At 54.6% G+C, this 24933-nt stretch carries 24 protein-coding genes and 1 riboswitch; of the genes, 3 read left to right on the top strand and 21 right to left on the bottom strand.

Annotation, left to right across the window (positions count from 1 at the left end):
- Positions 1–27: 27 nt before the first annotated feature.
- From M0651_RS04135 to tenA, 7 genes are all read right to left on the bottom strand, one after another.
- Complete coding sequence (locus M0651_RS04135) at positions 28–627, bottom strand: histidine phosphatase family protein (RefSeq protein WP_248550626.1); 600 nt, start codon at positions 625–627, stop codon at positions 28–30.
- A gap of 72 nt (positions 628–699) precedes the next feature.
- A complete protein-coding gene (locus M0651_RS04130) occupies positions 700–1302 on the bottom strand; it encodes an anti-sigma factor family protein (RefSeq protein ID WP_248550567.1) in 603 nt (200 codons plus the stop codon).
- Positions 1299–1892 (bottom strand): RNA polymerase sigma factor, encoded by a 594-nt coding sequence (locus tag M0651_RS04125; RefSeq protein ID WP_248550566.1) that lies wholly within the window; start codon positions 1890–1892, stop codon positions 1299–1301. Before M0651_RS04125 ends, M0651_RS04130 begins: the two co-directional genes overlap by 4 nt.
- A 319-nt stretch (positions 1893–2211) precedes the next feature.
- Positions 2212–2850 (bottom strand): thiamine phosphate synthase, encoded by a 639-nt coding sequence (gene thiE / locus M0651_RS04120; protein ID WP_282577744.1) that lies wholly within the window; start codon positions 2848–2850, stop codon positions 2212–2214.
- 26 nt (positions 2851–2876) lie between these two features.
- The gene (gene thiD, locus M0651_RS04115) at positions 2877–3695 is read right to left on the bottom strand and encodes a bifunctional hydroxymethylpyrimidine kinase/phosphomethylpyrimidine kinase (RefSeq protein WP_248550564.1); all 819 of its coding nucleotides are present in this window, start codon (positions 3693–3695) and stop codon (positions 2877–2879) included.
- Complete coding sequence (gene thiM, locus M0651_RS04110; RefSeq protein WP_248550625.1) at positions 3692–4540, bottom strand: hydroxyethylthiazole kinase; 849 nt, start codon at positions 4538–4540, stop codon at positions 3692–3694. The genes thiD and thiM overlap by 4 nt, the downstream gene beginning before the upstream one ends.
- 20 nt (positions 4541–4560) lie before the next feature.
- Complete coding sequence (tenA, locus tag M0651_RS04105; RefSeq protein WP_248550563.1) at positions 4561–5256, bottom strand: thiaminase II; 696 nt, start codon at positions 5254–5256, stop codon at positions 4561–4563.
- Positions 5257–5412: 156 nt separating this feature from the next.
- Positions 5413–5516: riboswitch (TPP riboswitch) on the bottom strand.
- A 196-nt stretch (positions 5517–5712) separates the two neighbouring features.
- Here tenA and M0651_RS04100 point away from each other — a divergent pair.
- Both M0651_RS04100 and M0651_RS24050 read left to right on the top strand, forming a co-directional pair.
- Complete coding sequence (locus tag M0651_RS04100; RefSeq protein ID WP_248550562.1) at positions 5713–6015, top strand: hypothetical protein; 303 nt, start codon at positions 5713–5715, stop codon at positions 6013–6015.
- 52 nt (positions 6016–6067) lie between these two features.
- Entirely contained in the window at positions 6068–6190 is a 123-nt protein-coding gene (locus tag M0651_RS24050) for a hypothetical protein (protein ID WP_282577743.1), read from the top strand.
- Between the two features lie 28 nt (positions 6191–6218).
- On the opposite strand, the gene M0651_RS04095 is transcribed toward M0651_RS24050, so the two are convergent.
- A complete protein-coding gene (locus M0651_RS04095) occupies positions 6219–9341 on the bottom strand; it encodes an alpha-mannosidase (RefSeq protein WP_248550561.1) in 3123 nt (1040 codons plus the stop codon).
- A gap of 143 nt (positions 9342–9484) precedes the next feature.
- Between M0651_RS04095 and M0651_RS04090 the strand changes: the two genes are divergently transcribed.
- Positions 9485–10387, top strand: a complete 903-nt coding sequence (locus M0651_RS04090) for a helix-turn-helix transcriptional regulator (RefSeq protein ID WP_248550560.1) — start codon at positions 9485–9487, stop codon at positions 10385–10387.
- A gap of 893 nt (positions 10388–11280) precedes the next feature.
- On the opposite strand, the gene M0651_RS04085 is transcribed toward M0651_RS04090, so the two are convergent.
- From M0651_RS04085 to M0651_RS04025, 13 genes are all read right to left on the bottom strand, one after another.
- Positions 11281–12375 (bottom strand): prephenate dehydrogenase, encoded by a 1095-nt coding sequence (locus tag M0651_RS04085; protein WP_248550559.1) that lies wholly within the window; start codon positions 12373–12375, stop codon positions 11281–11283.
- A gap of 36 nt (positions 12376–12411) precedes the next feature.
- Entirely contained in the window at positions 12412–13509 is a 1098-nt protein-coding gene (hisC, locus tag M0651_RS04080) for a histidinol-phosphate transaminase (protein WP_248550558.1), read from the bottom strand.
- A 45-nt stretch (positions 13510–13554) separates the two neighbouring features.
- Positions 13555–14376: a tryptophan synthase subunit alpha gene (gene trpA / locus M0651_RS04075; RefSeq protein WP_248550557.1), complete on the bottom strand. Its 822-nt coding sequence runs from the start codon at positions 14374–14376 to the stop codon at positions 13555–13557.
- Positions 14373–15572: a tryptophan synthase subunit beta gene (gene trpB / locus M0651_RS04070; protein ID WP_248550624.1), complete on the bottom strand. Its 1200-nt coding sequence runs from the start codon at positions 15570–15572 to the stop codon at positions 14373–14375. Before trpB ends, trpA begins: the two co-directional genes overlap by 4 nt.
- The gene (locus M0651_RS04065) at positions 15572–16237 is read right to left on the bottom strand and encodes a phosphoribosylanthranilate isomerase (RefSeq protein ID WP_248550556.1); all 666 of its coding nucleotides are present in this window, start codon (positions 16235–16237) and stop codon (positions 15572–15574) included. Before M0651_RS04065 ends, trpB begins: the two co-directional genes overlap by 1 nt.
- Positions 16230–17069, bottom strand: coding sequence for an indole-3-glycerol phosphate synthase TrpC (gene trpC / locus M0651_RS04060; RefSeq protein ID WP_248550555.1), 840 nt, complete (start codon positions 17067–17069; stop codon positions 16230–16232). Before trpC ends, M0651_RS04065 begins: the two co-directional genes overlap by 8 nt.
- Positions 17059–18099, bottom strand: a complete 1041-nt coding sequence (trpD, locus tag M0651_RS04055; RefSeq protein ID WP_248550554.1) for an anthranilate phosphoribosyltransferase — start codon at positions 18097–18099, stop codon at positions 17059–17061. The genes trpC and trpD overlap by 11 nt, the downstream gene beginning before the upstream one ends.
- An 18-nt stretch (positions 18100–18117) precedes the next feature.
- Complete coding sequence (trpE, locus tag M0651_RS04050) at positions 18118–19680, bottom strand: anthranilate synthase component I (protein ID WP_248550553.1); 1563 nt, start codon at positions 19678–19680, stop codon at positions 18118–18120.
- Between the two features lie 343 nt (positions 19681–20023).
- On the bottom strand, positions 20024–20398 hold the full coding sequence (aroH, locus tag M0651_RS04045) for a chorismate mutase (RefSeq protein ID WP_248550552.1): 375 nt from the start codon (positions 20396–20398) through the stop codon (positions 20024–20026).
- The gene (gene aroB, locus M0651_RS04040) at positions 20391–21494 is read right to left on the bottom strand and encodes a 3-dehydroquinate synthase (RefSeq protein WP_248550551.1); all 1104 of its coding nucleotides are present in this window, start codon (positions 21492–21494) and stop codon (positions 20391–20393) included. Before aroB ends, aroH begins: the two co-directional genes overlap by 8 nt.
- Positions 21494–22663, bottom strand: a complete 1170-nt coding sequence (gene aroC, locus M0651_RS04035; protein WP_248550550.1) for a chorismate synthase — start codon at positions 22661–22663, stop codon at positions 21494–21496. Before aroC ends, aroB begins: the two co-directional genes overlap by 1 nt.
- A gap of 231 nt (positions 22664–22894) precedes the next feature.
- Entirely contained in the window at positions 22895–24232 is a 1338-nt protein-coding gene (locus M0651_RS04030) for a hemolysin family protein (protein WP_248550549.1), read from the bottom strand.
- Positions 24233–24584: 352 nt separating this feature from the next.
- Positions 24585–24758, bottom strand: coding sequence for a hypothetical protein (locus M0651_RS04025; RefSeq protein WP_248550548.1), 174 nt, complete (start codon positions 24756–24758; stop codon positions 24585–24587).
- Positions 24759–24933 lie beyond the last annotated feature (175 nt).

Raw genomic sequence — 24933 nt, 5'->3', positions numbered from 1 at the left:
AAAAAAAATAAGCCGGCCTAAGCCGGTTTACTTCGGTTCCTTGACACTTTCCTGCAAGTGACGTGTGCAATTATACAATCGTAAATCCCAGGATTGCTCGTTATTCTCTAGAATGGTTAAGGACAAGTTGTTGATCCGTTCCTGGCATTTCTCCTGGTACAAGGCAATATATAGCTGGGCCAGCAGACCGCCATGCGAAACAACCAACACATTGTTGCTCGGAAAACGCTCCGCCAAATCAGCCATAAAGGACAAGGCTCGTTGACGGATCTCCTCGTCTTTCTCCTGACCCAGCTCATGCCGGTCCCAATCCTTGCCCCATAACGTTTCTCTTTCCACCAAAGTCATGCCCTCGACCTGACCAAACGATCGTTCCATCAACCGCGAGTCGGGATCGTACAGCGGAATCCCCAAAATACCGGCTAAGATTTCGCCGGTCTCGCGCGCCCGTGACAAGTTGCTCGTCATGACGAAATCCCAGCGGTATTCGCCTTCCTCTTTCAGTCTCTGGCCTAGCAGTCTGGCTTGTCGCCGTCCCTCATCGTTCAAGGGGATATCGCTTTGCCCTTGAATTCTCCCTATCGCATTCCAATCAGTTAGTCCGTGGCGAATCAAACCAACGAGCATATTCATCCCCCTTTAGATGTAAAAAACGCCCCGCCCGCTCCAATAGCGGAAGAAGCGTTTGTGAACCCAAGTTTATCTTTTGGTGCGGCGCAGCCCTTTCCAGGAGAAGAGGGCCAGCAACATGCCTGCCATAGAGAGCACCATCCAGTACTGCGGATAAGCCGGGCCCATTTGCACGGCAAAAGGCTCTACAATCCCACGCGACACGCTAGGCAAGGCGAACGAGAATTCCTCGTATGCATCCGACTCCGATCCGGCTGCCGCGACAGCCGTTGGTAGAATTCCGGTCATCGGTTCGGCCGCTTTCTGGTTCGATGGGGTATGATCCATCAACAGGAACACAAAGCTGCACAGGAAGATCGCCAGGAAGCTGGCGGCCCAGAACACGACTCTCCGCCGGAACCGGCGGGTGACGCCGCGCTTGACGTCGGGAGCCAGCCAAGGAGATTCGGCATAAATCCGATCCATCACTCGTCGGTTTACCGTTTCCGCTTGCTCTTCCGTCACTTCCATCGGTATGTACTGCAGCATGTCCAGGCTTTCTTCCCATAGTTGATATTCGCCTGCGCAAGACTCGCAGCCCAAAAGATGCCGCTCCAGCATGATCCGCTGAGGGTGTTGTTCGGGCAGGTCCCTTAACAATCCGAACAATTCTTGGGCCTCTCTACAATTCATCTGCTTTTCATCCCTTCGTAATGCTCGTAGATGGGTTCATAAAAGTAGGGTTCAAGCTGACTTTTTACACTGCTGCGCGCCCGGAACAACAGCGACTTCACGGCGCTGACACTCTGTCCCAGAATATTCGCGATCTCTTGATAATCCAATTGATCGTATTCGCGCAAGATCAAAGCCGATCTTTGCTTCTCCGGCAGATTGTTGATAGCTTCTCTCACCATGCCCACTTTCTCGCTCCGTAATACCGCTTGCTCAGGGACGACATCGTTAGAAGCTACGGGAACAATCCCGCTTTCATCCAAGGGGACATTGCCGTTTCTTTGTTTGCGAAGTTCGCTGAGCACCGTGTTACGGGCAATCGTATACAACCAGGTTGAGAAAGAAGCATCTAACTCTCTGAAGGAGTGCAAGCTGCGAAATGCTTTATAGAACGTTTCCGAGCATAAATCTTCGGCAAGCAGCTCCATATGAGCGCTCTTTAACATGTGATAAACGAAGGCCAATATCTTCCGCTGATACCTTCGCATCAGCTCCGAGTACAGCTCCGTATTGCCTTCCTTAATCTCTCGAATCATTTGGGAATCCGTCATTTAGGTGCGATCCTCCTCGCGCTTCCATGGGCCATCTTCCCGTTCGATTCTTACATCAATTATTACCGAACAGGGCCAAAAAAGTTGCGGTTATCTATGTAACTTCGATAAAAATTCTCATCGACATCAGAGCAAATTAACAGCGTAGCCAAACTTTGAGGATATTATACCACAGGAGTTGGATTTAAAAAAACATCCATTCCTGCTTAATTCATGGCAAAAGACGAAGGAATACATTTGTCCCCTGTCATAACACCCATAAAATGGCAGACCTTCGCCTATTTAGCAAAGGTCTGTTCTGTACAATATACGAGTGCTCTCAGGATGATTCTGCAACCGATATCGCAACGAAGCGCGAGGCTGCCTCACGAATGTTTGCCGCCTGTGTAATGGCGGAAATCACGGCAACGCCATCCGCCCCGGCGCGAATCACCTCGCCGGCCGTCTCGGTCGTAATCCCGCCGATGCCGACTAACGGCAAGGTGATGCCGCTGGCGCGCAGCATGCGGAGAATACCCGGCCCTTGCGGCGCCTCGGCGTCCGCTTTCGAGGCCGTGGGATAGATTGGCCCGATGCCGAGGTAATCGGCGCCGTGGTGAACGGCGGCCTCCGCCTCGGCGAGCGTGTGCGCGGAAACGCCGAGGATGCGATCGCCGATCCGGGCGCGGACCCGCACAGCCACCTCGTCTTCCTGGCCGACGTGAACGCCGTCGGCGTTGATCGCGAGGGCCAGTTCCACGTCATCATTCACGAGGAACGGTACGCCCCTCCTGCGGCAGGCGGCCTGTAGCTGGAGGGCAAGCGCTCGCAGTGACTCTCCGGTAAGCGCGCCCGGCCCTTTCTCCCGAAATTGCACGAGCGTAACGCCTCCGGCAAGCCCCTCCTCCAGCACGCGCAGCGGCTCCTCCCGGCAGTTTGGGCTGCCGATGACCAGGTACGTCTGCAGCAGCTGACGCATGCGGGCGTCTTCGATGCGACCACTCCTCATCGAGAAGCTCCTAACAGGCGGCGGTAAGCAAAATGATTCGTCGGGCCATGCCCTTGCCCCAGTTCAAGCCCCTGTTCAATCGCCGCTTGGATGAAGGCCCGGGCGGTCCGTACCGCATCTAATGCCAGCGCACCTTTGGCAAGCTCAGCTGTCAGCGCAGCTGAGAAAGTGCAGCCCGTGCCATGCGTATGCCGAGTCGGTATCCGACGCCCAACCAGCTCAGTGAAAGCTTCCCCGTCATAATACAAATCAACGATGCGATCGCCGCTCTCGTCGGCGTGGCCGCCTTTGATCACGACCTGCCGCGCCCCGTACGCACAAATACGTTTTGCCGCCTCGCGGCGGTCCTCCAGCGTACGAATCGACAGACCGGATAACACCTCCGCCTCCGGGAGATTGGGCGTAACGATGTAGGCCAGCGGTAGCAACACCTCCCGCAGTGCCCGCACCGCTTCCGGCTGAAGCAAGGAAGCGCCGCCCTTGGCGACCATCACTGGGTCGACAACTACTTGGGTCCAGCTAAATGCACGAATCTGGTCGGCAACCGCTTCAATGATGTCGGCGCTGAACAACATCCCGGTCTTCAGCGCGTCCACGCCAAGGTCGGAGCCAACCGCCTCGATTTGCTCCGAGGTCGCTTCCGACGGTAGCGGGTAAACGTTTGTCACGCCCAGCGTGTTCTGGACCGTTACGGCGGTGATCGCCGACATTCCGTAAACGTTCAGCTCCTGGAACGTTTTGAGGTCGGCCTGAATGCCGGCCCCGCCGCCGCTGTCCGACCCGGCGACCGTCAGCGCCCTGGCGATCCGGCTCATCCGACCCACCATCCGCCGGTGCCGGTCGCCTGCATTTCACGCACCGCCGCGTGGCCCTTAAGCGAATGCGGATGCAGCTTCGCCAGCTCGTCGAGGAACGCGATCTGGAAGCTGCCCGGGCCGGCGGCCGCCGTCCGCTCGGCGGCGCGGGACGCGGCAGCGCCGTAGAACGCCAGCCCGGAGGTGCCGGCCAGCAGCAGATCGCGCTCCACCGCGGCGAAAGCCCCCAGCACCGACGTGAGCAAGCAGCCCGTGCCGGTAACTTGAGTCAGCAGAGCGTCCCCGCCGCTGACGATCCGGCACTGCAGCCCGTCGGTGATGACGTCTTCACGGCCGGTGATCGCCACGACCGTGTTCAGCGCTCGTGCGGCCCGCACCGCGAGATCGGCCGACTCGGCCCCCGCGGTGTCGCCGGCGTCAACGCCCTTGATCTCGCGGGACTCTCCGACGAGATGGGCGATCTCCGCCGCGTTACCGCGCACGAGCGATACCTTCACCTCGCGCAGGATGCGCAAGGCCGACTCGGTGCGGAAGGCGGTTGCTCCCGCACCGACCGGGTCGAGCAACACCGGCACGCCATGGGCATTCGCCGAACGGCCGGCGAGGATCATCGCATCGACCTGCGGCGTGGACAACGTGCCGATGTTTAGGACGAGGGCTCCGGCGATCTTGGCCATATCAGCCACCTCTTCGGGTGCGTAGGCCATGACCGGTGATGCGCCAAGCGCGTACAAGCCATTCGCCGTAAAATTCGTGACGACCACATTGGTCATGTTATGCACGAGGGGTTTCGTATTTTGCACCTTTTCCAGCACATCGGACAACTCTTTTTCTAACAAACTCATGATTCCAACCTCTCTTTCGATCAATGAAATGAATGCGACATCTTCGGCTCCGCAACCGGCCAGTCCTCCAGCCGATACGCCATGTCCCAGAAGAGATATTCTAGTTGGCAGCTTTGGATAAAATGCTCGGCCATCCTTTGGCGTTCCGCCTGATGTGCAGTTTCCGCCCATTGGTCCAGCGCCTGGGCGAACTTCTCCGTTACGCCTCCCGCTCGTTGACCATAGAATTGGATCCACTCATAGAAGGGATGCTCCGGCGTCGGCTTGACTTCCTCAAGCAGTTTCTGACCGATCTCCAGATAGGTCCACGGACAAGGCAGGAGAACAGCGTAAATCTCCCCCAAACTTCCTTCATGGGCTACCGTCAGCATATGACGGATATAGTGATGAGCCGAAGGCGCGAGCGGATATCCCTGCAACTCTTCAAAATCCACCCCCGCCACCCGGCAGAAATTGTGATGCGGATGAATCTCACTGTTTAAGATGAACTCGATCTGTTGATTGAACCCCGCGATCTCTTCGCGAGTCCGGCACTTGGAAATCGCGATCCCGTAAATACGCATGTAGGCATTTAAATATTCATAGTCCTGTTTAACGTAATGAATGAGCTGTTCTTTCTGTAATTGGCCGCTCGCAATACCCCTGACAAATGGATGATCAAATATCGCTTGATAAATCCCGTCAGCCTGCCTGCGTAATTCTTGAGAAAACCCCATCGTCTCCACCTCCCAAAATGATTAGCTTGGAAATCCCCTGAGAAGGCGAACGCCAAACGTCCTGATCACAGAGCGCGCAAAAAAGCCGCTCCGTAGAGGGAGCGGCTGGATTAAGTCCTAGGCTGGAATTTATACGACAACCTAAGAGCTATTCACATGGGGCCGGCTCCACTTTCCTACGCTAGTATGAACTAGATCAGGTTCAAAGGGTCCAAGATGGTCTCTTGTCTCAGCCGTTTACGGCGCCCCTAGTGGATTCCTATGCAATTCATTTATTACTCTACCGATCCCTGCCTGGATTGTCAATCCCGTCCAGCGAAAGATAGTTGGGACTCTTGCTTCTATCGTCTACACCATCCCCAAAAGGCTGCATAGCATAAATAACAGGGAACTGTCTTCCACACCGGTTCCGCATGACAAGTAACCGGATTCCATCCAGTTAAGGAAGGTTAGGCTATGAACTCAGCCGGAAAAGGCAAATCCTCGTCCTCCAGCAAGAAAAACGGCAAAAAGGGCGGTTTCCGGCCCAAAACTCCGGAATATACGGTAGCTGCGCTGCTGCTTTCCGGTAAACTTCGCGTGGATTCCGTCCAGTTATACCGCAATGCCACGATGTTTGTTTCTCTCGTTGGCGAATACAAAACGATCAGCAGCGATGCGAACGCCGACAAATTGCTGAACTTCCTCAATGAGAACGGGGACATGACCATTAATGATATCATCAACGCCATGAAGAAAAAAGCGGACAATTCCTCCTGAACAGGAGAATTGCCCGCTTATCATCATAACCACGATACGGGGGTTTGCCATAATGAGCGAATTTGACGGCGAAGGTTTCTCAGAACTGATCGTGATCATCATTCTGGTGGTCTTATTTTTCTACGGTTCTAACGATATTGAAACGCTGACGGGCGCCCCGACTTCCGATAGCTGAAGGATGGCGCCCGTACTGCGCAATTTTGTTATTTAAATTGCAACCGAATGGTCTTAATTTCATACGGTGATACCGACAACTCAAGCTCCGCTGCAGTGGAGGGCTCTCCAGACGCCCGTTCCATCAGATCGGTTTCCTGCCAGGAGACCACCGGCATTCCGAATTGCAAACGAACGCGGCCCCGGCCCCCTTTGTATTCATGGAAACGGACGATGAGGCCGTCGCCGTCTTCCGCTTTTTTCACCGCATCAATGATGACGTCAGCACTGCCGCTCGTTTGGAGGAGCGAGAAGGAAGCGGTTTGTGCCTGGCCCGGCGTGGCGTAAACCGGATGATTTAGCAGCGCTGCCGCCTGTACGGTGCCGCCCTCGGACCAATGTCCCTCATGAGGATACAGGGCGTACGTAAACTCATGCTCGCCGCGATCTGCTTGCGGGTCCGGATAAGTAGCCGATTTCAACAGCGACAACCGGATCACATGGTCTTTAATGTCGTGGCCGTATTTGCAATCATTCAGCAGGCTGACCCCGTACCCGTGCTCGGACAAATCGACCCATTGATGACCCACCGTTTCAAAGCGAGCGAGGTCCCAGGACGTGTTCCAATGTGTCGGTCGGTTGACGTTGCCGAACTGGATATCGTAGGTGGCTTCCGTGGCGCGCACGTCGACGGGAAAAGCGACCTTCAGCAGCTGTTGACGCTCCTGCCAATCGACCCGAGTCCGGAAATCAATCCGCCGGTTGTCGCCATACAGAATCATCTCTTGGCGAATCGTCGAGCTCATGTAAGTCCAAGTGAAGGTAACGACGGCGCGCAACGCACCTGTGACAACCTCACAATCTTGAAGTTGCTCGACCTCGCGCAACTTCTCCTGGTAGAACACATCGATGTCCCAAGCCTCAAACATTTTAGGTTTATCTTCAAATACCTGCAGCACGTTCCCTCGTTCGCCCGGGGCCAACACCTCGCGTCCGGCCGCGCGATCATAGATCGAAGTAAGCTGCCCACGATCGTTCCATTCGATGCGATAGATTGGCGTTTCAATCCCGTTTGACCGCGCTTTAAACGGTTCGCTCGCGGCAGTATCCGCCTGCCCGCCTTTCCTGCGTTGGATCGTGATAAATCCAAGCGGCGGCACATCCTTCACATGCACCCACAGCGTCGTCCCCTCCAGCTGGGATTCCAGCGGCTGACCCTCATTTTGGATCCAATCCGATCCCGCAGTTTGGTCCTCAAGGGCAACCAAGCCGCTAAACGGCCAGGAGGTTGGATTCCACACGGTGTACGTATCCCCCGCATCGCTTGTCATGGCTTGAATGGCTTGCTCGCGGCATGACTCCAGCAACGATTCGGCCTGCGCATATCCCAGCTTGGAATCGCGATACACCTCCGGAATGGACGAGCCTGGAATGATGTCATGGAACTGGTTACGGAGGATCGTTTTCCAGCTTTCGTCGAGCTTCGCTTTCGGATAAGCCTCCCAGTTTCCGCCCGCCAGAAGCGCCTGCAGACTAAGCAACCATTCGGCGTCCCTGGACAACAGTTCCAGCTTGCGGTTCATCTTCTTGTTGTACGCCTGACTAGTGTAAGTTCCCCGGTGGTATTCCAAGTACAATTCGCCGTCCCAAGTATGGATGTAGCGATCCGCCGCCTCAACAGTCTCATGCAGCTTGGCGAAGAAATCGTCCGCCCGTCCGGTCGTTACGCGAGGAAGCCCCGGCATCTCATCGAGCCGCCGCCGCAGCTCCAGATGCTCGCGGTTGACGCCGCCGCCACCATCGCCGTACCCATAGGAGAGCAGAAGCTCCTTGTTCACTTCCTTGTCGCGATACGTCTCCCAAATGCCCTGCACGCTGGACGCCTCAATATTACCGTTATAGGTATACCACCAGAAACTGCCGTCCTGCGGCGTGGTGATGAAGTGCGTCAGTACCTCGCTGCCGTCGATGCCGCGCCAGTGGAACGTATCATGTGGCATGCGGTTATACTGGTTCCAGCTGATTTTCGTTGTCATAAACGTGTCAATACCCGATTTACGCAAAATCTGCGGCAGGGCCCAGCTGTAGCCAAACACGTCCGGAAGCCATAAGTAGGTGCACTCTTGGCCGAACTCCTCACGCAAAAAGCGCGTCCCGTACAGCAACTGTCGCACCAGCGATTCCCCGCTCGTCAAATTGCAGTCCGCCTCCAGCCACATCCCGCCGGCTGCTTCCCATCGCCCTTCCTTGACGCGTTCCTTGATCTGTTCATAAAGATCCGGGTAATCCTGCCTAATATATTCGTAAAGCTGCGGTTGCGTCTGCAGGAACACGTATTCCGGGAACATCTCCATCAGGCGAAGCACGGTGCTGAAGCTGCGCGCCGCTTTTTCCCGCGTGTGCTTCAGCCGCCATAACCAGGCGACGTCGATATGGGTGTGTCCGATGCATTGGACCGTGACCGGCGACGTCTTCTTCATTCCCGCCACAGCCTGGGTCAATTGCTCCTCGGCTTCGGTCAGCGACGTGTAAAACGCCTCCGATCCCGGATAGGACCAATCGATCCGCAGGAACGCGCGATCCAGCGCCGTCAATAGATCGGTCCGCTCTGGCGCGTTCGCCGGCAACACTTCCACCGTCTGCATGACCGCACGGGCCGTATAATATAAGCGATCAACCGTTCCGTCCAGCCAGGCGATTTCCGCCCGCTTGATCCGGTGCTCCTGGACTTGCGGCTTCCCGCCGCCCTCGAGGCCGGACCATAAGCGGAACTGCAGCTTAACTTTCGTGCCGGAAGCCTCCTCCGGGAAAAATACTTCCTGGTGATTCATATCCACGCCTTGGAACGGTTCTCCGTTGACATATAGAAGTGATTCGAACCCGGAGTTGTTCCCTCCGCCCGTATTACCAAAGTCAAATACGCCAACGATTTGACGTCCCTTCCAAGCTCTCGGCAGGTCAACATCTGTCTCCAGCCATATATAAAGATCTCGACCCTCCCAGCGATCTCCCGCCTGCATCGTGGACCACGGCCCCTCCTCGGGCGGTCTGGCGCCAATGTGCCCTTCTTCGTCCACCTGCGCGCGAAATGCCTCGATCGGCTGGGCATCGCGGTATCGGTATGCTTCCAGCTCGCGTATCCTCGCGTTTAATTTCTCTTCCGTCCAGAACATCGTATCGGGTACCTCCCCTGAATATGAGTTAGCCTACCCTCTCATTTTCCGATTCTGTCCCGGCGAAGTAAATTACTTATCCTCATTAATTTTTGTCCAATTATGATATGATGGAGCTATTATGAACAAAGGAGCCCCTGCCCGTGGATTTGAAAAAATGGCGTAATGAACTAGCGTACGCACTGAACAGAATCTGTGGTGAAATCGTTGCTGGAGATGCCGTCGTTGATTGGGTCGATATCGTGATAGAACAAACTGGCGGCTCGGGAAAATGCCCTCCCCACGCCCATACCTGGTATGAATTCAACTACGTCCTGTCCGGTCGAATGCAAACCCGCTTCATCGATCAGGATGTGATGGTGCATGCGGGGGAATTCTTCCTCATTCCACCGGGGATGACTCATGCTCACGACTATTCCCGCGAGGATCCGCATGAAGGGATCTGCTTGCGATGGCGGTTTCGGCCCTCAACAGGCGAAGCAGATGCCGCGGACGATAGCTTTCTCGGACGGCTTGCTCAGCTGAAAGATTGGCCCCCCGGCGCTTACCGCGACAATGACGGTATCCGGTCGCTGTTGCTTCAGTTCTTTGCCGAAGCAGAAAGCGGGCGATCCCCTTTTTATCTGCGCCTCCTCTTGGTGCAATTGCTGGAGGTTTTATCCGGAGTAACCGCACGCCATGGGTCAGCGGCAACAGAGCCGGTACAAGCCCGGGACGCATTGCTGCGCAAAGTGGAGGTCTATTTGGAGGATTTTCGCGGGGACCGGTTCAATGTGGAGGCGTTGGCGGCCTCGCTGCATATGAGCTATGGCCATCTATCGCGCTTGTACAAACAAAAAACCGGCCGGACCTTAATCGAGGAGATGAATCGAATCCGGCTGGCCAAAGCCTGCGAGTTGCTGTTGCAGCCTTCCCTGCTTATTAAGGAAGTCGCCGAACAAGCCGGCTTTCCTGACATTTACTACTTCAGCAAGGCGTTTAAGAAGAAATACGGCGTTAGCCCGCTCACCTATCGCAAGCAACAGCTCATCAGCTTGGCGAGGTAATGCTTGGACATCAGGCAGGTTCGTTTATCAGAGTCGACGAATGTCTTCTGCCGCTAACCCCTGTGTGAGTTGTTCCATTGTATTCGATTTGTCGAATTCGATTTGTCGTCAACGCCCAAATGTACGAGTTTTATTCGAAATTTCATACATAATCATGCCTACCGCCCTCCCGCGGCCTACATAAGCATGAAAAATCAGCAAAACGGACGAAATCTATTCGATTTTTCGTATATATTGCTGGCCCGCTGCGTTAAAAAGACAAAAAAAAGACCGCTTCCTTCGAAGCGGTCCTTGCTCACTCACGAGCAAGAAGTTATTGGATAGGAGTGGAGAGAAACCATACTGTACTTTTATTATATGTATACGTTTTCATTCTGTCAACACTTTTTTTGAGCGCTTTCATTTCGCATTGTACAAGGGGTTGCCATATCCCGCTAACTATATAGTTTGACATCAAAATCATACCTGTGTCGCCGGTTTGTAGTGGAAATAGGAGCATGGATGTGTTGATTACGCTATAAGTGTATAACGGACTCCAGTGACCTTACTGCGCTTAAGTGGTAACAAAAGAAATGCTTTTGTCCGAAATAAGGTCTTCTGGTTCCGTTAGCTGAAATCACAAATCAGGCCCGGCTGAATTCAAGATTCGACGCCGAGCCTTCACCTTCGATTCTCCTTCGTGATCAAAAGGCCGAATTTATAACACCCTCTTCCAATCCAGTTTTAAATTCGGCTTTTCAGCACCGAGAAGGTTGAATGAAGCTAGGGACTGAGCAGCGCAGCGTAGCTGAAAGCTACGTGAGCAGCGGAAGGCCCGGCTGAATTCAAGATTCGACGCCGAGCCTTCCCCTCGATTCCCCTTCGTGATCAAAAGCCGAATTTAAAACATCCTCTTAAACGTAGACGGTGTGGCCTAGGGATTGGAGATGCGCTCTCGCCCTCTCCATCTCCCCTTCCTGACGGAAGGACAGGCGCAGCACGCCCGGGACATCCTCGCGACTTTCGATGATCTGCATATTGCTCAGATTGATGTGGCGAAGGCCCAGCTCGGTCGCGATTTGCCCAATGATCCCCGGGGTATCGGGCACATCGATGTAGATGTCGAACAACGAGGTGATCGCTCCTTTGCGCCGCTCCGGCAGCTCGCTGCGGAACTGGTTCGCTTTTTGGAACGAAACCTCGATCCCTTCTCCGTTCTGCGCCTCGAGCAAGGAGATGAACCCTTCGATCTCGCGGTTCCAATCCTTCAGCAAGCCCAGCAGCACTTCGCGGTTACTGAGCAGGATGTCTCGCCAAATCACCGGGTCGCTCGAAGCGATCCGTGTGATGTCGCGGAAACCGCCGGCGGCCAGCATGCGGTACAACCCGTTGCCATCGTTGTAATCACGTACCTGATTCACCAGGGCAACCGCAATGATATGCGGCAGATGACTGATCGCTCCAACGATTTCGTCATGCATGACCGGATCGACACGGACGATTTGCGCTTTAGTGTGCGTCAGAAGCTGCTCCAAACGATGGTAAGCAGCTTCCGGTACGTCGGGAGACGGAGTTAATACGTAAAAAGCGTTCTCGAACAGGAGCGTCGAGGCGGCCTCGACGCCGGAACGTTCCGATCCAGCCATCGGATGGCCGCCGATAAAATGCACCCCCGGGCGAGATATCCTCGCCGCACAAGCGGTGACAGCCGCCTTCGTGCTTCCGACGTCGGTCACTATACAGCCGGGCTTCAGCGGGAGCTCAGTCAACTTCTGCAGGTAATCCTCCAGGAGCCCTACCGGCACGCACAAAAAAATAAAATCGGCATCCGCCGCCGCCTCTTCCATGGACAGAGTCACGGCGTCAACGACGCCGCGCTCTTCGATGCGTTTCAGGGATTCCGGACGGTGGGCGTGGCCGACGACCGTGATACCTGGCTTGCCTTTCAGGCACAACGCCAGCGAACCCCCGATCAAACCAACGCCAAAAATGGCAATTTTCGTTGTCATCGTTTCTCACTCATTTTCTGCGAATAAATTAGGAGATTAAACCCGAGTTGCCGATTTACCAAGCACCTGCTCCAAGGCGGTCACGAATTTAGCGTTTTGTTCGGCGGATCCCACCGTGACCCGTACGAAACTTGGATACTTCGAGAAGCCCGCACGCACGATAATACCTAACTGCAGCAGCGATCCAAACATTTCCCCGGCAGGACGCTGAACATCAACCATAATGAAATTGCCATGTGCCGGAAAATACGTAAGACCCAGCCGTTCGAACTCGCCATACAGATAAGCAATGCCTTCACGGTTCTTGGTACGGCAATCAGCCACGAATTCTTGATCAGCCAAAGCCGCCTTGGCCGCCGCTTGACCGATCCGAGATGTATTAAACGGTTCGCGAACCTGGTTAATCAGTTTAATAACACCCGGTTGACCCACCCCATAACCGATACGCAGCGAGGCGAGACCGTAGATTTTGGAGAAGGTGCGGAGCACTACCAGATTGGGATATTGGTTCAGCAAAGCAATTCCGTCCGTGTATGCCGAATCGGTAACATACTCTGAGTACGCTTCATCCAATACGACCAGCACATGTCCCGGAACCCGGTCCAGAAAAGATACAAGCTCAGCATGAGGCACGATCGTCCCTGTCGGATTATTGGGGTTGCAGATCCAGACGGCCTTCGTTTTCTCTCCAATACTTGCGAGCATTCCCTCCAAATCGTGGGTGCCATCCTTTAGCGGCACTTCGATGCTTACGGCTCCCTCAATGTCGGCATTACTCTTATACACGCTGAACGTCTGGTCCGCCATCACCGTCTCATCGCCAGGCAAGAAAAATGCCCGGGTGATCAAAGCGATAATTTCATCGGAACCGCAGCCGAAAATAATCTGTTCTTTCCTAACGCCAAGCCGGCTGGCCAACACGTCGGTCAACTCTGCTGCGCTGCCGTCGGGGTACAAGCTGATGTTAGCCAGTTCCTGCTCGATAGCGGCACGGACGCGCGGTGAACAGCCATATGGATTTTCGTTGGAAGCCAGCTTGATGACTTCGTCGAGCCCAAGCTCCTTCTTTACTTCTTCAATCGGTTTACCGGGTTGATACACCGGCAAATTGACGATCTGGGGTTTCGGCAACATGGATAGGTTCCTCCCTCAAATGACTTGTTGTGCTGTTCCAAAAAACTATAATCTCAATTTTGCCACAAAGTCGCGAATTTGCAACAACCCTTGGTCTCGGGTGGAAGCCTGCGCCAACTGAGACAGGCTTTCTTCGATCTTTCGTACGATCGCGCTGCCGACGACCGCGCCGTCACAGATTGCAGCAAAACGCTCAACCTGCTCGCGGCTCGAGATGCCAAAACCAACAGCGACGGGCAAATCCGTTTGTGCTTTAACCGATGCGATAAAATCATCGACACTAGCGTTAAACGTAGCGCGCTCACCAGTCACGCCCAGCGAGGAAACGCAGTATACAAACCCGCGGGCACGCTCCAGAATTTGCGCGATCCGTCCGCTAGACGTTGGCGCTACGAGCGGAATCAGCTTAACGCCTGCTGCATCCGCTAACCCCAGAACCTCCTCTGCCTCTTCATAAGGCAAATCCGGGATAATCAAACCGCTGATCCCCGCTTCTTTCACAGCGGCAAAGAAACGATCCGATCCCATTTGAAACACGGGATTGTAGTAAGTAAACAAGACGAATGGAAGTCGAATTCCCCGTTCTCGAGCTTTAGCGGCTGTCTCGATGCAGGAAGCGACCGTGATCCCATGGACCAAGGCACGCTCTGAGGCCCGTTGAATGACCGGACCGTCCGCCAACGGGTCAGAGTAAGGTACACCCAACTCCACCACATCGGCACCGGCTTCCTCCAGAGCCGCCAAAATGTCGAGGGTTGTCTCCGGATCCGGGTCACCAACGGTTATAAACGGAATCAGCGCGGTTTTCCCCGCCGTCTTCAGCTTCGCAAATGTGTCGTCGAGCAAACGGCCTGCTGTTAGACTCATATCGTTCCCCCGCCTTCCGTATACGCCATAATCGATTCCACGTCCTTATCCCCGCGGCCCGATAAGCAGATCACGATGATCTCATCCCTGCTCATCGCCGGAGCCATCTTCACAACTTGCGCCACCGCATGCGCCGATTCCAGCGCCGGGATGATTCCCTCGGTCCGGCTCAGCAATTGGAGCGCATCCAGGGCCTCACGGTCCGTAATCGGATAATATTTCGCGCGTTCGATATCCTTCAGATAGGAATGCTCCGGACCAATCCCCGGGTAATCCAGACCGGCGGAAATCGAATGAGCCGGCAGCACCTGACCAAATGCGTCCTGCAGCAAATAACTCATCGAGCCTTGGAAGACGCCTTTCGTGCCTTTGGTCATCGTTGCGGCATGGAATTCAGTATCGACACCTTTGCCGGCGGCTTCCACACCTACGAGACGAACCTCCTGATCCTCGACAAACGGATAAAACATCCCGATCGCATTGCTCCCGCCGCCTACCGCAGCGACGAGCATCTCCGGCAACCGACCTTCCGCCCGCAAAATCTGCTCCCGTGTTTCATCGCCGATAATGCGTTGGAAATTCCGCACCATCATCGGATACGGATGCGGCCCGGTGGCCGACCCCAGAATATAAAACGTGTCATGCACGTTGCTGACCCAATAGCGCAGCGCCTCGTTGCAAGCATCCTTCAACGTCCGTGTACCTGACATCACAGGAACGACCTCTGCACCAAGGAGTTTCATCCGGAACACGTTTAACTGCTGCCGCTTCGTATCCTCCTCGCCCATGAACACTTTGCATTCCAGACCTAACAAAGCAGCAACGGTGGCAGTTGCCACCCCGTGTTGGCCCGCGCCGGTCTCGGCGATGACTTTCTGCTTCCCCATCCGTTTGGCCAGGATCCCTTGCCCGATCGCATTGTTGATTTTATGCGCACCGGTATGGTTCAAATCCTCGCGTTTGAGGTAAATCTTGGCTCCGCCCAGATGTTGCGTCAGGCGTTCCGCGTAATACAATGGCGTCTCCCGCCCGGAATACTGCTTCAGCAAATAAGCAATCTCCGCTTGAAACTCGGGATCATCTTTATATTTCGAATAGGATTCTTCCAATTCGATTAATGCGTTCATCAGCGTTTCCGGTACATAACGGCCTCCAAAAGGGCCAAAACGTCCATGCTCATCCGGTACCTGCTTCATCATCCCTTCACCCTCTCTACGAATGCTGTCATTTTCGCGATATCCTTTACGCCGTCCGTTTCAACCCCGCTTGAGACGTCAACACCGTCCGGCTGCAAAGTCTCGATCAACACCTCTACATTATCGGGATGTAGTCCGCCGGCCGCAAGGAACGGAACCCCTTGATCTATGGCCCATTGGCGATAAGGTTCTGCAGCCGCCCAATGAAAAGTGATGCCGGAGCCTCCGCCGTATTCCGGGTCGTACGTATCGAGCAACAGCCCGTCCAGCACGCCGGCATATTCCGCCAAGGTAGCGCCGGCATGGACCGTTCCGTCCGTTTTCACCGGAAATGCCTTGAAAATCTTGACGCAATAAGCATCTTTGACCTTCCGGCAAAACTCCGGGCTTTCCGTCCCGTGGAGCTGCAGGATGTCCAGCGGCGCCTGCCGCAAAACCTCGTCCAGCTCCTCCAAGGTCGGATTGACGAAAACCCCAACGCTCTGGGGAACCGCCCCCGAGCTCCACTCTCGAAGCACGGGAAGCAGCTCCGCCGCACGGCTTCCGCTGATTTGGCGCTTGCTTCTGGCAAACACGAATCCGACATAATCTACGGGTAAGTTCACCATAGATTTTAGCACTTCAACGCTTTGAAGTCCACAAATTTTTACCGCGACTTCACCCATGATACGTCGTCCCCTCTGCGTTTTTGTCAGGTTCTGCAGCTTGAAATACCGGCCCCATCAAGTCATGTACCGCGTCCCCAACATTGTCCCGTCGCATAAAGGTTTCCCCGATCAGCACGCCTTGTGCGCCGTTCTTCTGCAAAAATTCCACATCTTCCCGCGTCTGAATCCCGCTCTCACTGATCAGTGTCGCATGCTGAGGCACCAGTGCGGCCAGCGCGGTCGTTGTCTCCAAGGACACCTCAAAGTTCCGCAGATTCCGGTTGTTAATGCCGATCAGCTTCGCTGCAGGCAGTGCCAGGACCCGATCCAGCTCCTCTCGGTCGTGGACCTCAATCAATACGTCGAGCCCCAGTGCCGTGGCGAGTGCCAAGTAGTCCCGCAGCTGGGCATCGCTCAGAATCGCTGCGATCAACAGCACCGCGTCAGCCCCAAGCAGCCGAGCTTCGTAGATCTGCCGTTCGTCGATCACGAAATCCTTGCGCAACAGCGGCACGTTTACCGCCTCGCGAATCGCACTCAAGTAGGCCCTGCTGCCTTGAAAATACGTTTCATCCGTCAGCACGGATATGCAGTCGGTTCCCGCCGCTTTATAAGCCGCTGCCAGCTGAACCGGATGGAAATCCGGACGGATCAGCCCTTTGGAGGGCGATGCCTTCTTTACTTCCGCTATTAACCCCATGTCTCTCTTCCGGCCCGCCGTAAGGGCGGAGTGGAAGCCGCGTGTCGGCGTCATCTCCGCGATGCGTCGTTCCGCTTCTGCGATGGAGAAGGTTTCCGCCAAACGCGCGACCTCCGCTTTTTTCGTCTCCACAATCCGCTCAAGATACATAACTTAATTCCTCCGTTGTTTGAATAAGCTGCTCCAGCTTGTTAAAAGCCTTCCCCGAATCAATCGCTTCCGCAGCGATGGCGACCCCTTCACGAATGTTGTCAGCAAGACCGGCTACATACACGCAAGCGCCCGCGTTAGCCAGAACAACGTCCCGGTGAGCTCCTGGCGCCCCTTGCAACACATATCGGACGATCTCCGCATTCGTCTGCGGATCGCCGCCGATCATCGCCTCCAGAGGATACGTGCGAAGCCCTAGATCTTCCGGTTGAAGATCATAGGTCGTAATCTCGCCGTTTTTCAGTTCGGATACCCGTGTTGGGGACGAAATGCTGATCTCATCCAGCCCTTCCCGGCTGCTGACGACCAGCGCCCGTTTGGAGCCCAACTCTCGCAACACTTCGGCAATCGTTGACGTTTTTCCGCCATCATAGATGCCCAGTACCTGGCGATCCGCCCCTGCCGGATTCGTCAGCGGCCCCAGCATGTTGAAGACGGTACGGATGCCCAGCTCCTTGCGAGGTCCCGCCGCATGTTTCATCGAAGGATGATACAGTTGCGAGAACATGAAACAAATGCCTATATCGTCAAGGCAGCGTTTCGCCTGTCCGGCGTCCAGTTGAATATTGACGCCTAATGCCTCAAGCACATCGGCGCTGCCTGAACGGCCGGAAGCCGATCGGTTACCATGTTTAGCCACGCGGACCGATACCGATGCCGCAACGATGGCTGCCGTCGTCGACACGTTGATTTTATGGATGCCGGAACCTCCCGTTCCGCACGTATCCAGCAGCTTCTGTGTTTCCGTATCAATCCGGCTGGAGGCACCGCGCATCGCTTCCGCGAAGCCGGTAATCTCCTCTACCGTTTCCCCTTTGATTCGCAGTGCCGTCAACAGGCTGCCGATTTGAGCCGGAGTTGATTCGCCGTTCATGATGGCCTGCATCATGCCGCGCGCTTCTTCCCGCGCCAAATGTTGTCCTTCGATCAAGCGGCCGATGCCCGCCTGAACGGTTTGCTGTCCTGTCATCTCGATTCGCTCCTCTCTTTAGTTCCCCGGGGTATATTCGTAAAGATAATCCTGATTGATAACGTCATCGTGCCGAGCCGGAGGAGGAAACATCTGCTCCGCTGTACGGATCGCCGTCAAGAGCGCCTTGGCTTTATTTACCGACTCTTGATATTCGTTCTCCGGAATCGAGTCCCACACGATGCCCCCGCCCGCTTGCACATAAGCCTTCCCTTGCTTGAACACGATCGTGCGGATCGTAATGCAGGAATCCATGTTCCCCGAGAACCCGAGGTATCCGATGGCCCCGGCGTAAGTCCCGCGTGCTTCACGTTCGAGCTCCGCGATAATCTCCATCGCCCGCAGCTTCGGCGCGCCGGAGACCGTCCCAGCCGGTAGACAAGATAGAAAGGCATCGAAGAAGTCCTTATCATCCCGCAACCTGCCGGACACCTTAGATACCATGTGCATGACGTGAGAGTATCGCTCGATATCCATATAGGATTCGCAAGTGACGCTGCCAAAATCGGAGACGCGGCCCAAATCGTTGCGGCCAAGGTCGACCAGCATCAGGTGTTCCGCCCGTTCCTTCTCATCCTGCAGCAGCTCTGCTTCCAGCGCCAAGTCTTCCGCTTCCGTGGCCCCCCGCGGTCTCGTTCCGGCAATCGGACGAGTCTCCACCCGGCCATTCTCCACTTTCACCAACGCCTCGGGCGACGTGCCAACGATAATTTCCTCGTCCAGCTTGAGATAGTACATATACGGCGATGGGTTCAGGGTCCGCAGAACACGGTATACGTGAAGCGGATCAACTTCAGTTTCGATATGGAATCGCTGCGAGAGTACCACTTGAAAAATATCTCCCGCTCGGATATATTCCTTCGCCTTATCCACATTCGCAATGAACTGCTCCTTCGTCAGATTGGACTTAACGTCACCGAGGTCGGTCACCACCGGCAACGGCCTGCGGTTAAAGCTCTCGCCCGGCCCTTCCTGCTGCAGCAGATCAGCCGCCAGGTCCAGTTTCAGCTCCGCCTCCGCATAAGCCCTCCGGATATCCTCATCGCGATCGCCTGGCTTGACATGTACATTGGCCACGAGCAGAATGCGTTGTTTTACGTGGTCGAACACAATCACTTGATCACAGAACATAAACTGCATATCTTGCAGATTCAGGTCATCGACCTGATGTGCAGGGAGCTTCTCATAATACTGCAGCAGATCATAACCGAAAAACCCGATCGCTCCGCCTGTAAACGGCGGCATTTCCGGAAGCTTCGGACTGCGGTAGCCCCGCAGGATCGCCTTCAGCTCATCAACGGGCCGGGACGAGCTCAGCCGCTCTTCGCCGCCATCACGACCGATCGTAATTTCACCTTTCTTGGCCGAGATGGTCAGGAACGGGTCTGTGCCGATAAACGAATACCGTGCCCACTGACTGCCACCTTCCACGCTCTCCAGCAAAAATGCCCGCTCCCGCTGGGCGATACGGCGGAAGATACGGATCGGGGTTTCCATGTCGGCGAGCAGCGTACGGGCAATCGGAATCAGATTGTATTCGTTCGCCAAAGCAATGACCTGTTCTACTTGCGGGGTTGCCATGTCTCTCACTTCCTTTTCGGTTTGGTTCAGAGCCAAATAAAAAAACCTCTACCGAAGTAGAGGTTCTGGGATTTGCGGTTTATGGGAAAGCACTGCTCCGAATCACGCGTATACCTCACATTCCTCACAAAAGGAAATGACAAGAATCGCGCCCGGAAACAGGCTATCGCTCAGCTAAACTCAGCTCATCTCAACTATACTCTACTCAGCTCTAAAATGTCTCATTTCAAAACTCTCAAAAATCTCAAACAGCTCAACTAACTTGCTCTCATCTAACTTACACTCATCTAAAATCTAAAATAACTATACCTTATCGACAGCCCGTTTGGCAACCCAAACCTGCTTAGGATCCGGAAACGCTAAGGTCCGGCCGCAAACTGCGGGCTTCGTTCAAATAAACATGCTTCATGTCCCGCTGTCCTTTGGTTGTGTTCACTTGAATCAACAGGCGAATACATTTAGGCAGGGCGCCTTGCACAGGGATCTCCGTCGAGCACATCAACGGAACCATATCCCAGCCGCTTAAGACCCGAATGGCACGGGCCGGGAAGGTGGCATCCAGATCCGGTGTAACCGTGATCCAGACACTGCAAATATCCTCGGGTTCGATTTCGTTACGCGCTACGATTTCTTTCAACAACGCCGCCGTCGCGTCCAGAATCTCCTGCTCCTCGTTGCGGGCTACCGTTGTTGCTCCACGAATGCCTCGGTTATACATGTTGTCCCTCCTCTTTCAATTCAGCAATCACTTGGCGAACTTCATCCAAAGTCACATCTGAGACAATTTCCACTCGCCCGATCGCTAAAGGTAAAATAAATACCATCGTCTGTTCCTTGAATTTCTTGTCGTGCATCATCGCTCCGATTACATCCTGCTCGTTCAAATGAGCCGGCATGGCCGTCGGCAGACCAAAGCCGCTCAGAATCGATACCGTTTGCTTGTAAATTTGCGGATCTCTGCCCCGATTCACCGCCAGCTTCGCCGCGGCGGCCATTCCGATCGAAATCGCCTCACCATGCAGAAATTCACCATATCCGCCGATCGCTTCGATCGCATGGCCTAACGTATGCCCGAGGTTCAGGATCGCGCGGAGTCCGTTCTCCCGTTCATCAACGGATACGACTTGGGACTTGATCGAGCAGCCTTGCGTCAATCCATAACCAAGCGCTTCAGGATCAAGAGCCAGCAAGTCGGCCGTATGCTCACGGCACCAGTCTGCAAAAGCCGCATCCCAGATCAAGCCGTGCTTGATCATTTCAGACAGTCCGGCTCGGACGTCGCGAGGCGGCAAGCTTTGCAGGCTGTCCACGTCATACAACACCATCTCCGGTTGATGAAAAGCGCCGATCATATTCTTCGCCAACCGATGATTTACCGCGACCTTCCCCCCGACACTGCTGTCGTGGGCCAAAATCGTCGTCGGCATCTGCACGAAGGTTACGCCGCGCATATACGTCGCCGCCACAAAGCCAGCTAAGTCGCCAACGACGCCGCCGCCAAGTGCTACCACGGCTGAGCGGCGGTCCAAACCGCCTTCTATAGCCGTGGTCATGACTTCCTCGTAGACGTCCAGCGATTTGGACTTCTCTCCGGCTTTGACGACTTTGCTGACCGTCCGGTAGCCCTTGGCCTGCAGCGAGGTTTCGACAACCGGCAAATACTTCGGCGCGACATGGTCGTCAGTGACGATCAGGACGGGGCTCTTCGTCGACTGCTGATGTTGTTCGAAGAAATCCCCGGCTTTCTCCAGCAATCCGCCGCCGATATAAATCGGATAAGAACGTTCGCCCAAGTCAACCTGCAGCGTTCTCATCAATACTCCTCCAGCTGAGCCAGGTAACCCTTGTAATTACGCTCGATCTCCCCGATCGAATCACCGCCGAATTTCTCTAGGAACGCCTTAGCGACTTCCCAGGCGACCACGTGCTCCAGCACGACGCTAGCCGCCGGAACGGCGCAGGCGTCCGAACGCTCCACTTGCGCGGCAAATGCCTCGCGAGTGTCGATGTCGACGCTTTGCAGCGGTTTGTACAGCGTCGGAATCGGCTTCATTACGCCGCGAACGACGATCGGCATGCCGTTGGTCATTCCGCCCTCGAAACCTCCGAGCCGGTTCGTGGCCCGATAATAGCCGCGTTTTTCGCTGTACAAGATTTCGTCATGGACCTTGGAGCCCGGAAGGGTCCCCGCTTCGAATCCGATGCCGATCTCCACGCCTTTGAACGCGTTGATTGACATGACCGCTTGCGCAATGCGTCCGTCCAGCTTGCGGTCATACTGTACATGGCTGCCCAGCCCAACCGGTACGCCTTCGACGATGCATTCGACGATCCCGCCGACGGAATCGCCTTCCTCCTTGATTTTATCGATATAAGCTTCCATCTTCTTCTCCGTCTCGGCGTCGGCAACCCGTACCGAAGAAGCTTCCGTTACTCTTGCCAGCTCGTCTAGCGGCAGGTTATGAGACGGCGCTTCGATTTCACCAATACGGATGACCTGGCCGGCGATACGAATACCAAAGTGTTCAAGCAGTTGCTTGGCCACCGCTCCAACGGCGACACGAACCGCGGTTTCACGTGCACTGGAACGCTCCAGCACGTTTCGCAGGTCTTTGTGGTTATACTTCAACCCGCCATTCAAATCGGCATGCCCTGGTCGAGGACGATGCACTCTGCGCTTCTCCTCATCCGTTCCTTCGATCGGTTCAATATTCATAATTTTCTGCCAGTGCTTCCAGTCGTTATTCTCCACGATCAGCGCCACCGGCGCTCCCGTGGTATACCCGTGCCGGACGCCGCCGGCGATTTGTGCCGTATCCTTCTCGATTTGCATCCGCCGTCCGCGGCCATACCCTTTCTGACGACGGGCCAGTTCAAAATTCAGCGCTTCAAAATCCAGCTGCAAGTGGCTTGGCAATCCTTCAATAATCGCAGTCAACTGGGGTCCATGTGTTTCCCCCGCTGTTAAGTATCGTAAACTCATGTTGTTGCGTTCCCCCTTTAAACTGTTAAACTGTAAAGAGCTAAAACCCGATGATATCTTTGCTCATTATAATATTGATTGCTGCATTCTGTCACGTGGTGATTCATTTTATCTTCTCCAGCACCGTCCGGTTCCCTGTGCCACATCAGCTGTGCGGCGTACCCGAACCGGATATTTGCGCCACCTCTATTTCGAGGCTCACAAAATCCGGGCGGGCTGCCGCTAGGCCATTTATTCAGCCGGAACCACATTGGCCGAAAACACCTGCTTCGGTTCGGACAGCTTGGTAGCCGACAGCTTGCGAATCCGATGCTGCCCAACTTCGCGCACAACGAACACATAGCCGCCGTATTCAAACTCCGGCTTTTCGTTGATCGTCGGAATGCGCTTCAGTTGCCCAATCATAAAACCGCTTAGCGTATCGTAATGTTCGATGGGCAGCTTGATACCCAGGATGTCCTGGGCATCGTCGAGCGAGATCGTTCCGCTAAACAGATAGCTGCCCTCGCCAATCTGCTCATATTCTCGCTCCTCCTCATCGTGCTCGTCATAGATGTTGCCGACGATTTCCTCCAGCAAATCCTCCATCGTCACGATCCCGGCAGTGCCGCCGTATTCGTCCACCACAATCGCCATATGGATGCGATTTTGCTGCATTTCCTCGAAGAGCTCATTTGTTTTTTTCGATATCGGGATAAAATACGGCGGCGTCACCAGCTCCTGCAAATTCCAGTTTTCCTTCTCCCCGGTGCGCAAAAAACGGATCAAATCCTTGCTGTGCAAAATTCCGATCAGGTTGTCGACCGTCTCCTCGTACACCGGGAACCGAGTATACTGCTCCTTGTCAGCGATCTCGGCCACAGTTTGTTGATCGGCATCCACGGGAATCGCCACGACATCGATGCGGTGCGTCATGATATCCGATACGGTCAGGTTATCGAAATCAAAAATATTGTTGATCATCAACCGTTCGCTCGGCTGAATTGTCCCCATTTCCTCCCCGGTGTCCAGCATCATGCGGATCTCTTCCTCGGAGACCTCCTCATCGGTGGCATTCGGATCGATGCCAAACAGTCGAACGAGCAGGTTCGTGGACGTGGTCAGCAGCTTCACGAACGGTGCGGTTGCTTTGGACAACACCGACAACGTCGTGGCCGCGAACATCGCCATGGCTTCGGCTTTTTTCATCGCGACCCGCTTCGGCACCAGTTCTCCAAGTACCAATTGGAAATAGGAGAGCAGCAGCGTAATCACGATCAGTGAGATTGTACTTAACACATTTTCGGAAATCGGCAACCCGAGGCGAATCAGATAAGCAGCCAAGTCACCGGCAAAGCTCTCTCCGGCAAAGGCACTGGCAAAAAAGCCCGCCAAGGTAATCCCGATTTGAATCGTGGCCAAGAACTTGCTGGGCTCGCCGAGCAAACCGACGATGACCTTCGCTTTCCGGTGGCCCTGTCCCGCCATCGCTTTGATTTTGTTATCGTTTAGGGAGATCAAGGCGATTTCTGATGCGGCAAAAAAAGCATTAATCAAAATTAAGATCAGAATGACCAATAGTTCCAACAATTCATTCCACCTCCAAAAATTTCCCCAGTTTAGTTTGAGGTTGTCGCCCTGCGGATATACGCAAAAAGGCATAACCTGCAGCCAAAAAAATGGATGCAGATTATGCCTGAAATCCGTCGATGACGAATAGGCTATTCTTGTTAATTACGGTGTTGCTACTCTCCGGGTCGTCCGAATCGCTCATCGATGAAACCTCTCCTGACCTGAATTTATTAATTATTATAGGAAGACCCTCTCCGGCTGTCAAGAACGCTTCCAATACATCCACGTAAAAAAAGCGCCGTATCCCGCCCTGTCTGGCGAAATCACGACGCTGTTGCCGATCATTAATTGGTTCTGGCCATCCTTCGGCCTATCTCAGTCCCGAAGCGGGTTGATTCTCTAAGGAAACGGCGCGACGAGGGTCTAGTGGAAAGTCCTCCAGCATCCTTTTCAAATGCGGGCCTTCGATGCCCAGTACCTGCGCACATTCCTGCGGCGTCAAGAACCCCCGCCGGTAAGCTTCGATCACTTTTCGCTTGTCCATGACCTGACCTCCATTGACTGTATGGTCCAAGTATAGGAAATAACCGTCAAGAATATACCGTAGGACTGGCTTCTTATCGCGAAGTAGTTCGTGAGTAGTGAAACGGCATCGAATCTTGAATTCAGATGCTCGCTCCGTTGCTCACGTAGGTTTCCCTACGCTCCGCTACTCACTC

The organism is Paenibacillus mellifer (assembly GCF_023195895.1).
GTDB lineage: Bacteria > Bacillota > Bacilli > Paenibacillales > Paenibacillaceae > Fontibacillus > Fontibacillus mellifer.
This window is presented reverse-complemented; position numbering and strand designations above follow the sequence as displayed.